General features: G+C 67.4%; 9 protein-coding genes. 7 read left to right on the forward strand and 2 right to left on the reverse strand.

All coding sequences use genetic code 11. The features are described from left to right. Positions 1–2: 2 nt before the first annotated feature. Positions 3–1,232, reverse strand: a complete 1,230-nt coding sequence (locus DVU99_RS10895; RefSeq protein ID WP_232823559.1) for a DNA-binding transcriptional regulator — start codon at positions 1,230–1,232, stop codon at positions 3–5. A gap of 190 nt (positions 1,233–1,422) precedes the next feature. On the opposite strand from DVU99_RS10895, the gene xylB reads away from it, so the two are divergent. The 3 genes from xylB (at position 1,423) to DVU99_RS10910 (ending at position 5,857) form a co-directional block, all read left to right on the forward strand. Beyond that, the gene (gene xylB / locus DVU99_RS10900) at positions 1,423–2,925 is read left to right on the forward strand and encodes a xylulokinase (protein ID WP_114240238.1); all 1,503 of its coding nucleotides are present in this window, start codon (positions 1,423–1,425) and stop codon (positions 2,923–2,925) included. A gap of 49 nt (positions 2,926–2,974) precedes the next feature. After that, a complete protein-coding gene (gene xylA / locus DVU99_RS10905) occupies positions 2,975–4,312 on the forward strand; it encodes a xylose isomerase (protein ID WP_114240239.1) in 1,338 nt (445 codons plus the stop codon). Between the two features lie 111 nt (positions 4,313–4,423). Next, positions 4,424–5,857: a sugar porter family MFS transporter gene (locus DVU99_RS10910; protein ID WP_114240240.1), complete on the forward strand. Its 1,434-nt coding sequence runs from the start codon at positions 4,424–4,426 to the stop codon at positions 5,855–5,857. Between the two features lie 61 nt (positions 5,858–5,918). Here DVU99_RS10910 and DVU99_RS10915 read toward each other — a convergent pair whose 3' ends face one another. Further along, positions 5,919–6,995 (reverse strand): LacI family DNA-binding transcriptional regulator, encoded by a 1,077-nt coding sequence (locus DVU99_RS10915; protein ID WP_114240241.1) that lies wholly within the window; start codon positions 6,993–6,995, stop codon positions 5,919–5,921. Between the two features lie 175 nt (positions 6,996–7,170). On the opposite strand from DVU99_RS10915, the gene DVU99_RS10920 reads away from it, so the two are divergent. From DVU99_RS10920 to DVU99_RS10935, 4 genes are read left to right on the forward strand one after another with little or no spacing between them, the layout of a single operon-like run. Then, positions 7,171–9,321, forward strand: coding sequence for an alpha-glucuronidase family glycosyl hydrolase (locus tag DVU99_RS10920; RefSeq protein WP_232823563.1), 2,151 nt, complete (start codon positions 7,171–7,173; stop codon positions 9,319–9,321). 29 nt (positions 9,322–9,350) lie between these two features. After that, positions 9,351–11,354, forward strand: a complete 2,004-nt coding sequence (locus DVU99_RS10925; protein ID WP_114240293.1) for a sialate O-acetylesterase — start codon at positions 9,351–9,353, stop codon at positions 11,352–11,354. Further along, a complete protein-coding gene (gene manD / locus DVU99_RS10930; RefSeq protein ID WP_114240243.1) occupies positions 11,351–12,604 on the forward strand; it encodes a D-mannonate dehydratase ManD in 1,254 nt (417 codons plus the stop codon). Before DVU99_RS10925 ends, manD begins: the two co-directional genes overlap by 4 nt. 17 nt (positions 12,605–12,621) lie before the next feature. After that, positions 12,622–14,274 carry a glycoside hydrolase family 43 protein gene (locus tag DVU99_RS10935; protein ID WP_232823564.1) on the forward strand — a complete coding sequence of 551 codons (1,653 nt, stop codon included), beginning with the start codon at positions 12,622–12,624 and terminating at the stop codon, positions 14,272–14,274. Positions 14,275–14,356 lie beyond the last annotated feature (82 nt).

Below are 14,356 nucleotides of genomic sequence, written 5' to 3' on the forward strand. Positions count from 1 at the left end.
GCTCAGGCCTGCAGGCGCTCCAGGTACTGTTTGGGCGTGCAGTTGAACTCGCGCCGGAACACCACGTACATGTACTGCAGCGAGGTGAAGCCGCTGCGCACGGCGACATCGGTGAGCGAGATGCTCGGGTCGGCAAGCATGTGCCGTGCCCGTTCCAGCTTGTGCTCCAGGATCACCTGGTGCACGGACTTCTTCAGTTCGCGCTTGAAGTGTTCCTCCAGCAGCGTGCGCGACACACCCACGTAGCTGGCGACCTGCTCGGTCTTGATGCCCATGCAGGCGAACTGGCGGATGTAGTGGCGCGCGCGCATCACGTGCGGGCTGCGGATGCACTGGTACTGGCTGCTGGCCTGCATGTTGATGCCCGCCGGTGGCACCAGCACCCGGGTGCCGGAGCAATCGCCGCCGTGCAGCATCTGGTGCAGCAGCTGCGCCGCGGTGCGGCCCATTTCCTCGGCGCCCTGGATCACCGAGGTGAGCCGGATGCAGCTGAGCACCTGCACGATGGGATCGTTGTCGATGCCGATGATGGCCACCTGTTCGGGCACCGGCACGTCGCCCACGATGCAGGCCTGCAGCAGTTGCCGCGCACGCGCGTCGGTGGCGGCGATGATGCCGATCGGCTTGGGCAGCGAACGCACCCACTCCACCACTTCCTCCTGCGCGCGGCCCCAGCCGCCCGCGCTGGTGGAGGAGCCGTGGTAGACGATGCCTTCCAGGCCATCGGCCGCGGTGAGTTGGCGAAACCACATCTCGCGCTCGTGGGCCCAGCGGTTGTCGCGCTCGGGCGGCTTGCCGAAGAAGGCGAAGCGCTCCAGCCCGTGTTCGATCAGGTGGCCATAGGCCAGCTGCACCAGCTTTCGGTTGTCGGTCGCCACATAGGGAATGCCCGCCGGGTACTGGGTTTCGTCGGTGTACGAACCACCCACGGCCACCACCGGAATGGACAGCGCCGAGACGGCCTCGGCCACCACCGGGTCGTCGAAGTCGGCAATGATGCCGTCGCCCCGCCACTGGCGGATGCCGACGGTGCGGCTACGGAAATCCTCTTCCATGAAGAGGTCCCACTTCACGCGGGTGAAGGTGAGGTACTCGCCGATACCTGCGATGACCTGCCGGTCGTAGACCTTGTTGGCGTTGAAAAGCAGCGCGACGCGGTGCGGCAACATCCAGCAACCCCAGGGGCACAGGTAGTAGCGGCGGACGGTAGCGTCTCGCACACGTGGCGACACGCTGCGCTGCATCAAGCCGGGAAAAGCATTTTTTTGCAATGCGACATGGCATTTCGGCGGAGCGCTAGTACAGTCCGCCAGAACGACCTCCATCTGACGGCAGGCGGCCTCTTCCGGCCCTGCCCACCAGCTCGGGGGTTTTATTGGGCAGCTCGGTGGTAGCGCTAACATTTTTGGTCGCGGATAACGTATGAGCCTTGTGGTTGGACTTGATGTAGGAACCCAGAGCGTCAAGCTGGTCGCCTACGATGCCGTGGCGCGCCGCCTGGTGGCGACGCATGGCCATCCGCTGGAACTCATGGCTGGCGACGACGGCAGCCGCGAGCAGCAGGCCCAGTGGTGGATCGAGGCGATCCGTTCCTGCTTCGCCAAGCTCGACCCGGCCTACCGTGCCCGCGTGGTCGCCATTGGCGTATCCGGGCAGCAGCACGGCTTCGTACCGCTGGACGCGGCGGGCAACGTGCTGGCGCCGGCCAAGCTGTGGTGCGATACCAGCACGCAGCGCGAGTGCGATGAAATCATGGCCGCGGTGGGCGGCGCGCAGCGCTGCGTGGCCATCGCCGGCAACCCCATCCTCGCCGGCTACACCGCCTCCAAGCTGCCGTGGACGCGCAAGCATCGCCCGGAGGTCTACGCCAGGCTCGCCAGCATCCTGCTGCCGCACGACTACGTGAACTTCTGGCTGACCGGCGAGCGCTGGATGGAGTACGGCGACGCCTCCGGCACCGGCTGGCTCGACGTGCGCACGCGCCGCTGGTCGGCCGAGATGCTGCACGCCACCGATCCCGATCGCGACCTGGGCGCCTGCCTGCCGCCGCTGGTGGAGTCGAACGCTAGCTTCCCGATCGCGCCGGCGATGGCCGATGAACTGGGCCTGCCGCGCAGCGTGCGTGTATCGGCCGGCGGCGGCGACAACATGATGGCGGCCATCGGCACCGGCAACGTCGAGCCCGGCGTGCTCAGCATGAGCCTGGGCACCTCCGGCACGCTGTTCGCCTGCGCCGACCACCCGGTGGTGGACGATGACGCGGGTTGGGCCGCGTTCTGCTCGTCCACCGGCGGCTGGCTGCCGCTGATCTGCACCATGAACTGCACCATCGCCACCGAGAGCGTGGCCAGGGCCTTCGGCTTCAACACGCGCGATGGCGATGCGGTGATGGCCGGCACGCTGCCTGGCGCCGGCGGGCTGGTGATGCTGCCGTTCTTCAACGGCGAGCGCACGCCCGACCTGCCGTATGCGCGCGGTGCGCTGCACGGCATGGACCTGGGCAACTTCACGCGCGGCAATGTCTATCGCGCCGCGATGGAAGGCGCCACCTACGCACTGCGCAACGGCTACGACGCGTTGTGCCGTGCCGGCCTCCACTTCGATGCCATCCGCCTCACCGGCGGCGGCAGCCACAGCCCGGCCTGGCGGCAGATGATCGCCGACGTGTTCGACCTGCCGGTCGAAGTGCCGCTGCAGGCCGAAGGCGCCGCCTTCGGTGCCGCGCTGCAGGCGCTGTGGTCGCTGGGCGGCGGCACCGACCTCGCCGAGCTGGCGCGCGAGCACGTGCTGATTGCCCCGGGCCTGTCCACGCGGCCCGATCCGCGCAGCGTGCAGGCCTACCAGGCGCCTTACCGGCAGTTCCTCCGCCATCTGGAGGCGACCCAATCGTTCCACGCGAATCCCCCGGCCGCGGGTGCCGTCTGATTCGCCGCCGAGTCCGGCTTCATCTCACTTCCCGACCAGGATCGAACACATGAGCACTCCTTTCATCGGCAAACGCGAATTCTTCCCCGGCATCGGCAGCATCCCGTTCGAGGGCATCGGGTCGGACAACCCGCTGTCGTTCAAGCATTACGACGCCAACAAGAAGATCGGCGACAAGACCATGGCCGAGCACCTGCGTTTTGCGGTGTGCTACTGGCACAGCTTCTGCAACGCCGGCCACGATCCGTTCGGTCCGGGTACCCGCGTGTATCCGTGGGATGCCGAGGGCACGCCGCTCGCGCGCGCCGAAGCCAAGATGGATGCCGCGTTCGAATTCTTCACCAAGCTGGGCGTGCCGTACTACTGCTTCCATGACATCGACATGGCGCCCGACGCCGACGATGTCGGCGAGTACGAGAAGAACATGAAGCACATGGTCGCCCTGGCCAAGGAGCGCCAGAAGGCCACCGGCATGAAGCTGCTGTGGGGCACCGCCAACCTGTTCAGCCATCCGCGCTACATGAACGGCGCCGGAACCAATCCGGACTTCGCCGTGGTGGCGCGCGCCGCCGTGCAGGTGAAGGCCGCGCTGGACGCCACGGTGGAGCTGGGCGGCGAGGGCTACGTGTTCTGGGGCGGCCGCGAAGGCTACGCCACGTTGGTCAATACCAACATGAAGCGCGAGCTGGAGCATTTCGCGCGTTTCCTCACCATGGCGCGCGACTACGGCCGCAGCATTGGCTTCAAGGGCAATTTCCTGATCGAGCCCAAGCCGATGGAGCCGATGAAGCACCAGTACGACTTCGACTCCGCCACCGTCGCCGGTTTCCTCAAGCAGCATGGCCTGGACAAGGACTTCAAGCTCAACATCGAGGCCAACCACGCCACGCTGTCGGGCCACACCTTCGAGCACGACCTGCAGGTGGCTTCGGACCACGGCCTGCTGGGCAGCATCGACGCCAACCGCGGCAACGCGCAGAACGGCTGGGATACCGACCAGTTCCCGACCGACCTGTACGACACCGTGGGCGCCATGCTGGTGGTGCTGCGCCAGGGCGGCCTGGCCCCGGGTGGCCTCAACTTCGATGCCAAGGTGCGCCGCGAATCGACCGACGCGGATGACTTGTTCCTGGCCCACATCGGCGGCATGGACGCGTTCGCTCGCGGCCTGGAAGTGGCGCATGCGCTGCTCACCCGTTCGCCGCTGGAGACGTGGCGCGCCGAGCGTTACGCCAGCTTCGACGCCGGCGCGGGCAAGGATTTCGCGCAGGGCAAGCTCGGCATGGCCGATCTGCATGCCTATGCCGCCAAGCACGGCGAGCCGGCCAAGCGCAGCGGCAAGCAGGAGCTCTACGAGAACCTGCTCAACCAGTACCTGCTGCGCTGAGTGGCGGCGACGCGACGGGCTCGCGTCTGATCTGAGTGGTCGGCAAGCGGTGGGGGAACATCGCTTGCCGGTCGGGGGAGACCGGAAACATGACCATGAGACCTCGTCGGCATGAACAGCGTCCTGCTTGAACGCACGCTCGAAACCAGGCAAGCGGAAAACACGCGCCTCATCATCCAGATCAGCTGCGTCGCCACGCTCGGCGGCTTCCTGTTCGGGTTCGATAGCGGCGTCATCAACGGCACCGTGGATGGCCTGAAGCAGGCCTTCCAGTCCAGCTCCACCGCGATCGGCTTCGAAGTGGCCTCGATGCTGCTGGGCTGTGCGCTGGGTGCCTTCTTCGCCGGCCGCGTGTCCGATACCTGGGGACGCCGCTCGGTACTGATTGTTTCGGCCCTGTTGTTCCTGGTATCTGCACTGGGTGCCGGTGCGGCAGCGAACGCGGCCTTCTTCGTCATCGCGCGCATCACCGGCGGTTTTGCCGTGGGCGCAGCCAGCGTGATCGCGCCGGCCTATATCGCCGAGGTGGCGCCGGCGCGTTATCGCGGCCGCCTGGCCACCGTGCAGCAGATCGCCATCATCAGCGGATTGTTCACGGCCTTCCTCAGCAACTTCCTGCTGGCTCGCGCCGCCGGTTCATCCACCGGTGCGCTGTGGCTGGGCCAGGATGCCTGGCGCTGGATGTTCTGGATGCAGGCGCTGCCCTCGACGCTGTTCCTGGTGTCGCTGGTATTCATTCCCGAAAGCCCGCGCTTTCTGGTGGTGCGCAAGCGCGATGCCGAGGCGTTGTCCGTGCTTACCCGCCTGTACGGCGAGAACGAGGCGCGCGCCAAGCTCGCGGACATCGGTGCGTCGCTGGCGCAGGACCGCCACCGACCGCGCCTGTCGGACCTGCTCGACAAGGTCACCGGCAAGATCCGCCCCATCGTATGGGTAGGCATCGGGCTGGCCTCGTTCCAGCAGCTGGTCGGTATCAACGTGGTGTTCTATTACGGCGCGGTGCTGTGGCAGGCGGTGGGCTTCTCCGAGAGCGACGCGCTGCTGATCAACGTGTTCTCCGGCGCGCTGAGCATTGCCGCCTGCCTGGTCGCGGTGATGCTGATCGACAAGGTCGGCCGCAAGCCGCTGCTGTGGGTGGGTTCGGCCGGCATGGCGGTGACGCTGTCGCTGGTCACCTGGGCTTTTGCGCATGCGGGCATGGACGCGGCCGGCAAGCTCAGCCTGCCGCCGGCCATGGGCACGCTGGCGCTGGTGGCGGCCAACGTCTACGTGGCCTTTTTCAACATGTCGTGGGGACCGGTGATGTGGGTGATGCTGGGCGAGATGTTCCCCAACCAGATCCGTGGCTCGGGGCTGGCCGTGGCTGGCGCCGCGCAATGGACCTCGAACTGCGCCATCACGGTGACCTTCCCGATCCTGCTGGCCAGCATCGGCCTGGCCGGTGCCTACGGCCTGTACGCGGCGGCGGCGGTGATCTCGGTGGTGTTCGTGCTGCGTTGCGTGCATGAGACGCGCGGCAAGGAACTCGAAGAGATGGAGGGCTGAGGCGATGCCTCGCGCCCTCGTCGCGGGACGGCACTCCGCAGGCGCGCCGTCGGGGCGCGCGTCAGGTGCGCGTCCTGCGGGAGGCCACCGGCGGCGCCACCGAGTCGCGCTTGATCAGCTGGTGGGCGACGACGTGGTCGACCACTACCTTGGTGTCGCTTTCCTTGCGGCGGATCGTGCGCAGCAGGATGTCGATGGCCGAGTCGGCCATGCTCGCGATCGGCTGGCGCACTGTGCTCAGTTCCGGCCACACGGTGGTGGCGGCCGAGGTGTCGTCGAAGCCCACGATGGACACGTCGCGCGGTACTTCCAGCCCGCGGCGGTGCGCCACCGAAATGGCGGCCGCGGCCATGTCGTCGTTGCTGGCGAAGATGGCGGTCGGCGGCTGCTTCAGCGAGAGCAGCATTTCGACGGCGTCCAGGCCCGCGCGGTAGGTGAAGTAGCCCTGCTGCACCAGCGCCGGATCCGGCGCGATGCCGGCCTCCTTCAAGGCGGCCTGGTAGCCCTCGAAGCGCCGCGTGCTGGCGGTCTGGTTGGGGTGGCCCTTGATGAAGGCGATGCGCGTGTGACCCATCTTCAGCAGATGCTCGGTGACTTCGCGCGCGGCGAGGAAGTCATCGATGCGCACGCTGGAGATGTCGTGGTTGAAGCGACCCGCGGCAATGGCCACCACCGGCACGCCGGCGTTGACCAGTTCCTCGATCACCACCTTCGATTCGCACAGCGGCGGTGGCAGGATCACGCCGGCCACGCTCTTGGCCAGCGCCCGCGCCGCCTTGCGCTCGCCGCTGGCGTCCAGTTCCTCCCAGTCGTCGATCACCAGCTGGGCAGCCGTGCGCGCGGAACCGCGCAGCGCGCCGAGCAGCAGTTCGCGCAGGTAGGCCGCGCTGGGATTGGTGTAGATGAGCGCGATGCGCGCATCCTGCGCCGCCGCCAGCGAGCTGGCCGCCAGGTTGGGTATGTAGCCCAGTTCGCGCACCGCTTCCATCACGCGTTCGCGGGTGGCGTCGCGCACCTTGCTGTGCCCGTTGACCACGCGGGACACGGTCATCGGCGACACCTTGGCAAGCGCAGCCACGTCGTCGATGGTGACGGCAGCTCCCTTGCGGCGGACCGACTTCTTGCCTGTCTTCTTCAATGCCGTTTCCCCTCGCGCTGCGCAGGCACCGCACAGGCCGTGTCACGGTTACCACGGACGTCCTGCCGGTGGTGATTTCGGATCGGATATGAATTCATTCTTGCATATGTTAGCGATAACTGTGATTGACCCGCCGTCTAACATTCGTGCCGCGCGGCGGCCACGCGGCACGATCCTGCGCCGATGGCTGGGTGTGTTCGGTGGCCTGCTGCTCGCTTGCGCCGGCACGGTCAGGGCGGAGGACGGCTACGACCTGTGGCTGCGTTATCGCCCCCTGCCGGCAGCCCAGGCGAGCCTTTACCGCAGCCATGCTGCGCAACTGGTGATGGCCACCGCCACGCCGATCGAGCTGGCTACGCGGGACGAACTGCAGCGCGGCCTCGGCGGACTGTTGGGGCAGTCGCCCGCACTGGCCGATGCGGTCAGCGGCGATGGCGCCATCGTGGTGGGCACGCCTTCGTCGTCGCCGGCCATCGCGCGGCTGCGGCTGGATACGGCGGGCCTCGGCCGCGAGGGTTACCTGATCCGCAGCGCCGTGATCGCCGGCCATCCGGTCACCGTGGTGGCAGCCAACGACGACGTCGGCGCGTTGTACGGCACCTTCCACCTGTTGCGGCTGGTGCAGACAGGGCAGCTGCTGGACAAGCTGGACCTGCGCGACGCGCCCCGGCTCAAGCTGCGCGTGCTCGACCACTGGGACAACCTCGATCGCCACGTGGAGCGCGGCTATGCCGGCGCTTCGCTCTGGGACTGGCAGAAGCTGCCGGGCTGGCTGGACCCGCGCTACACCGACTACGCGCGTGCCAATGCCTCGATCGGCATCAACGGCACCGTGCTCAACAACGTCAACGCCAACGCGGCGATCCTCACGCCGGCGTATCTCGACAAGGTCAAGGCGCTGGCGGGCGTGTTCCGGCCCTATGGCATCCGCGTGTACCTCAGCGTGAAGTTCAGCGCACCGATCGAGATCGGCGGGCTCAAGACCGCCGACCCGCTCGACCCGCAGGTGCAGCGCTGGTGGCGCGCCAAGGCCGACGAGATCTATGCGCTGATCCCCGATTTCGGCGGCTTCCTGGTCAAGGCCAATTCCGAGGGCCAGCCCGGCCCGCAGGATTACGGCCGCACGCATGCCGATGGCGCCAACATGCTGGCCGATGCGTTGGCCCCGCACGGCGGCGTGGTGATGTGGCGCGCCTTCGTCTATTCGCAGCACAACAACGACGACCGCGCCAAGCAGGCCTATACCGAGTTCAAGCCGCTGGACGGCAAGTTCCGCGCGAACGTGCTGCTGCAGGTGAAGAACGGTCCGATCGACTTCCAGCCGCGCGAGCCGTTCAATCCGCTGTTCGGCGCGATGCCCGGCACGCCGCTGATGATGGAGTTCCAGGTCACCAAGGAATACCTGGGCTTCGCCACGCACCTGGCCTATCTCGGCCCGCTGTTCGAGGAGGTACTCAAGGCCGATACGCAGGCGCGCGGCAAGGGCTCCACCGTGGCCAAGGTGATCGACGGCCAGCTCGACGGCCACGTGCTGACCGGCATGGCCGGCGTGGCCAACATCGGCACCGATCGCGACTGGACCGGATCGGACTTCAACCAGGCCAACTGGTACGCCTACGGGCGGCTGGCGTGGAATCCGGAGGCTTCGTCGCGCGACATCGCCGAGGACTGGGTGCGCATGACCTTCAGCAACGATCCCGCCTTCGTGAAGCCGGTGGTCGACATGATGATGGGCTCGCGCGAGGCCGTGGTGGACTACATGACTCCGCTGGGCCTGCATCACCTGATGGGCCATGGGCACCACTACGGCCCGGCACCATGGGATGCCAGCGGCCCGCGCGCCGATTGGACGCCGGTGTATTACCACCGCGCCGACCGCAACGGCATCGGCTTCGACCGCAGCAGCAGCGGTAGCGACGCGGTGGCGCAGTACGCGCCGCCGGTGGCGGCCGAGTTCAACGATCCGGCGCGCGCGCCGGAGGCGCTCCTGCTGTGGTTCCACCACCTGCCGTGGAACTATCGCCTGCATTCGGGCCAGACCCTGTGGGATGCGCTGGTGGCGCATTACACCCGGGGCGTGGAAGAGGTGGCGCAGATGCGCAACACCTGGGCGCGCCTGGATGGCTACGTCGATGCGGACCGCTATCGAAAGGCCGCCAGTTTCCTCGCCATCCAGCAGGACGAGGCGCAGTGGTGGCGCGACGCCAGCATCGCCTATTTCCAGAGCCTCAATGGCTTGCCGCTGCCTGCCGGCTACCGGCCGCCGGCGCATCCGCTGAGCTACTACGAATCGCTCACCTTTCCCTTCGTTCCGGGTTACCCATGATGATCCAGCACGCAGCACCCAAGGTTTCGATGGTCCGTCGTTCGGCGCTTGCGCTGCTCGCCCTCGCCTTCGCCGCTCCGCTTGGCGCAAGCGCGACTGATGCAGGGGCGGGTCTGCTCAATCCGCTGTTCCAGGATCACGCGATCCTGCAACGCGACCAGCCCAACCACGTGTGGGGCGACGCCAAGGCGGGCGACAAGGTCACCGTGAGCTTCGCCGGCAAGCAGGCCACGGCGCGTGCCGATGCCAAGGGGCATTGGGAGGCGACGCTGCCGGCGGTGGGTGCGGGCGGCCCCTATCAGCTCACCGCCAGCGTGGTGGGCGGCGCTTCGCAGAGCATCAGCGACGTGCTGGTGGGTGATGTGTGGCTGTGTTCGGGCCAGTCCAACATGGTGCTGCAGGTGAAGCGCACGCTGGACTCGCGCTCGGAGATCCAGAACGCCGACAACGACCGCATCCGCATGCTCACCCTGGACAACGTGAGCAGCGTGACGCCGCTTGATCGCATTCCCGCCGCCGACCACTGGTTGAAGACCACGCCGGAAAACGTGCCCGAGTTCTCCGCCGCCTGTTACTACTTCGCGCGCGAATTGCAGAAGACGGTGGACGTACCGATGGGCCTGGTGGTATCGGCCTGGGGCGGCTCGCGCATCGAGCCGTGGATGAGCGCGCAGGCGCTGCGCAAGGTCGGCGGCTACGACGGCGCGCTGGATCTGCTGGAGCAGTACGCCAGGGATCCGCAGCGGGCCGGCCAGCAATGGGATGCCCAGTGGCGTGCCTGGTGGCATGCGCGTGCGGGTGTGGCAGCGAATGACGAGCCATGGAATCCGGCACACGTGAGCCAGGCCGGCTGGCAGGATGCGCCGCTGGACAAGGGCGCCTGGCAGCGCTGGGGCAAGCCCGAGCTGGCCAGCTTCACCGGCACCGTGTGGTACCGCACCATCGTGAAACTCACCGCCGCGCAGGCGAAGCAGGGCGCCACGCTTCATCTGAGCACGGTGAACGAGGCCGACCAGACCTGGGTCAACGGCCACTGGGTTGGCACCGAGTACGGCGGGCAGCCGCGCAGCTATGCCATTCCGGCGGGCTTGCTGCATGAGGGCGACAACCTCATCGCCATCAATGTGCTCAACACCTATCGCGACGGCGGCCTGTACGGCGACGCGGCCCAGCGCAACATCCAGCTCGCCGATGGCAGCGCGGTATCGCTGGCCGACCACTGGCAGTACCGCGTGGTGCCGTCCAGCTACGGCCATCCGCCGAGCGTGCCGTGGCAGTCTACGCAGGGCCTCTCCACCATCTACAACGGCATGATCGCGCCGCTGGGTGATTTCGTGTTCCGCGGTGCGCTGTGGTACCAGGGCGAGTCCAACACGGGTGACGCTTCCGCGCACTACCAGGCGTTGCTCGAAGCACTGCGCGCGGACTTCCGCCAGCGCTTCGGCGCGCAGCTGCCGATGCTGATCGTGCAGCTCGCCGGCTATGGCGCCGCGCCCACGCATCCGAGCGAAAGCGGCACCGCGGGCATCCGCGAGGCGCAGCGTCTGGCCGCTGCCAATGACGCCCACTCGGCACTCGCTGTGGCGGTGGATATCGGCGAGCGTACTGACATCCATCCCGCCAACAAGCAGGAGTTGGGTCGTCGCCTCGCGCGCGCCGCGCGCCAGGTGGTCTATGGCGAGAAGAACCTGCCGCCGTCCGGGCCGGTGCCTGTCTCCGTGCAGCGCGATGGCGATGGCGCGAGCATCCGCTTCAAGGATGTCACCGACGCGCTGGTGGTCTACGGCGCGGATCATCCCGCGGGCTTCGAGCTGTGCGGCGCACAGGCCGGCAGCTGCCATTACGCCGATGCCCAGGTGCACGGCGACAGCGTGAGCCTGCACGCCTCGCTGCCCGCCGGGGACATCGCACGCGTGCGCTACTGCTGGGCCGACAGCCCGGTGTGCACCTTGTACGACCACTCCGGCCTGCCGGCCGGTCCGTTCGAAATGCCCGTTTCACCCAACCGTTCCACGCAGGATAGCCATCGATGAGCACCACGCCTGAAGCCGTCTCGCACTCCTCGGCCCGCGATCGCGAGATCGTCGAGGCCAAGGTCATCGTCACCTGCCCGGGGCGCAACTTCGTCACGCTGAAGCTCGTCACCCGCTCGGGCGTCCCCGGCCTGGGCGATGCCACGCTCAACGGTCGCGAGCTGGCGGTGGCGTCCTACCTGCAGGACCACGTGGTGCCCAACCTGATCGGCCGCGACGCGGGCCGCATCGAGGACATGTGGCAGTTCTTCTATCGCGGTGCCTACTGGCGCCGCGGCCCGGTGACCATGACCGCGATCGCCGCGGTGGACGTGGCGCTGTGGGACATCCTCGGCAAGATGGCGGGCCTGCCGATCTACCAGCTGCTGGGCGGACGCTCGCGCGAGGGTGCGCTGGTCTACGGCCACGCCAATGGCCGTGACATCAGCGAAACCAGCGAGGTGGTGGGTCAGTTCAAGGAGCAGGGTTTCCTCGCCATCCGCGCGCAGTGCGGCGTGCCCGGCGTGAAGAAGGCTTACGGCATCTCCACCGGTGGCAAGCCGTACGAACCGGCCGAGAGCGAACTGCCGGCAGAGACGGTGTGGTCCACCCCGCGTTATCTCGACATCGTGCCGCAGCTGTTCGAGCGCCTGCGCGCTGACCATGGCCCCGAAGTGGAGCTGCTGCACGACGTGCACCATCGCCTCACCCCGATCGAGGCGGCACGCCTGGCGCGCAGCGTGGAGCCGTACTGCCTGTTCTGGCTGGAGGACGCCACCCCGGCCGAGAACCAGAAGTCGTTCGAACTGATCCGCCAGCATTCGGTGACGCCGCTGGCGGTGGGCGAGGTGTTCAACTCGATCTGGGACTGCAAGCACCTGATCGAGAACCAGCTGATCGACTACATCCGCACCACCATCGTGCACGGCGGCGGCATCACCCACCTGCGTCGCCTGGCCGATTTCGCCGCGCTGCACCAGGTGCGCACCGGCTTTCACGGCGCCACCGACCTGTCGCCGGTGTGCATGGGTGCGGCGCTGCATTTCGACACCTGGGTGCCGAACTTCGGCATCCAGGAATACATGTTCCACTCGGACGAAACCAACGAAGTCTTCCCGCACGACTACGCCTTCCGTGCCGGTCGCCTGCATTGCGGCGAAGCGCCCGGGCATGGCGTCACCATCGACGAGAAACTCGCCGCCCGCTTCCCCTACGCGCCCAAGCAGCTGCCGATCGCGCGCCTGGAAGACGGTTCGATGTGGGACTGGTGATGCGCCTGGGCCGGTTCATGCTCGGTGGCCTGCTCGCCATGCTCGGTTTCGCCGCGCAGGCGCGGCAGCCCGTGCTGTTCGACGGCTTCGAGTATGCCGGCCACGACGCCGTGTTCGCGCAGCCGCTGGCACCGGGCGAGTACCGCAACCCGGTGCTCGCCGGCTTCAGCCCGGACCCCAGCGTGGTGCGCGTGGGCGATCGCTACTACCTGGTCAATTCCAGTTTTGCGTACTTCCCCGGTATCCCGGTGTACGAGAGTCGCGACCTGGTGCACTGGACGCCGATCGGCCATGTGATCGACCGTCCCTCGCAGCTGGATTTCGACGGGCTGGGCATGTCGCGCGGCGTGTTCGCGCCGACCATCAGCTACCACGATGGCACCTTCTACGTGGTCAACACGGCGGTGGACAGTGGCGGCAATTTCATCGCCACCGCCACCAATCCGGCTGGCCCTTGGTCGGATCCGGTCTGGTTGCGCGGGGTGGACGGCATCGATCCATCGCTGTTCTTCGACGACGACGGCAAAGCGTACCTGCTCAACAACGGTACGCCGGAAGGCAAGCCGCAGTACGAGGGCCATCGCGCCATCTGGCTGCAGCAGATCGACCTGGCGAAACAGGTGCCGGTGGGTGAGCGCAAGGTCGTGCTCAACGGTGGCACGCATTTCGAGCAGCGCCCGATCTGGATCGAAGGCCCGCACCTGTACAAGCGCGACGGCTGGTACTACCTGATGTGTGCCGAGGGCGGCACCGGCCCGCAACATTCGGAAGTGGTGCTGCGCAGCCGGTCCGTGTGGGGTCCGTATGCGCCATACGAGGGTAATCCCATCCTGACCCAGCGGGACCTGCCGGCGGACCGCGCGAATGCGGTGATCAATGCGGGCCACGCCGACCTGGTCGAGGCCGCCGATGGCCGCTGGTGGGCGATCTTCCTGGCCAGCCGCGCCTACGACCGCGTGCATTACAACACCGGACGCGAAACCTTCCTGCTGCCGGTGACGTGGAAGGACGGCTGGCCCACGATCCTGCCGGCTGGTCAGCCGATACCGCCGGCGGCCAAGGGGCCGTCATTCCTGCAAGCGGAGGCCAGGCCATCGATGCTGACCGGCAACGTGCAGTGGCACGACCACTTCGATGGCGCTGCGCTCGATCCGGCCTGGCTGTTCGTGCGCGTACCCAAACAGCCGTGGGCCGACCTGCGCAGTCATCCGGGCAAGCTCGCCATCCATCCGCTGGCCGAGGACCTGGACACGCTGCGCAATCCTTCGTTTCTCGCGCGTCGCCAGCAGAACACGCAGTTCGAAGCGAGCACCTCATTCGCCGTGCCGGTCGATCGCGACGTGGAGGCGGGCATCGCCGCATTCCAGAACGAGCACTACTGGTACGCGTTGGGCGTGCGCCGCGACGGCGGTCACCTGCTGCTGTCCCTGCGTCGACATCGCGGCGGCGAAGTGGCCACGGTGGCCACGGCCGAACTGCCCGGCACGCTGCACTCGCTGGCCTTGATGATCAGCGGCGATGGCGGCGTGTATGGCTTTGCCTATGACGATGGCGCGGGCTGGACCTGGCTGAGCCGCCACGAGGACGGCACCGTGCTGAGCACCGATGTGGCTGGCGGCTTCATTGGTGCCGTGGTCGGGCCCTACGCGCGCGTGCTTGGCGGCCAGTGAGAGGAAACCGCATGAAATACCGGGGGAAGTCCTGATGGACCGCAAGTGGAAGTTCGGCGTGCAGCCCGTGCTGTGCGCGGCA

It is taken from the genome of Dyella sp. C9, assembly GCF_003332825.1.
GTDB lineage: Bacteria > Pseudomonadota > Gammaproteobacteria > Xanthomonadales > Rhodanobacteraceae > Dyella.

Coding starts and splice junctions, on each gene's coding strand:
- DVU99_RS10935 (WP_232823564.1), top strand. CDS start 12,622: ATGCTCGGTGGCCTGCTCGCCATGCTCGGTTTCGCCGCGCAGGCGCGG.
- manD (WP_114240243.1), top strand. CDS start 11,351: ATGAGCACCACGCCTGAAGCCGTCTCGCACTCCTCGGCCCGCGATCGC.
- DVU99_RS10910 (WP_114240240.1), top strand. CDS start 4,424: ATGAACAGCGTCCTGCTTGAACGCACGCTCGAAACCAGGCAAGCGGAA.
- xylA (WP_114240239.1), top strand. CDS start 2,975: ATGAGCACTCCTTTCATCGGCAAACGCGAATTCTTCCCCGGCATCGGC.
- xylB (WP_114240238.1), top strand. CDS start 1,423: ATGAGCCTTGTGGTTGGACTTGATGTAGGAACCCAGAGCGTCAAGCTG.
- DVU99_RS10925 (WP_114240293.1), top strand. CDS start 9,351: ATGGTCCGTCGTTCGGCGCTTGCGCTGCTCGCCCTCGCCTTCGCCGCT.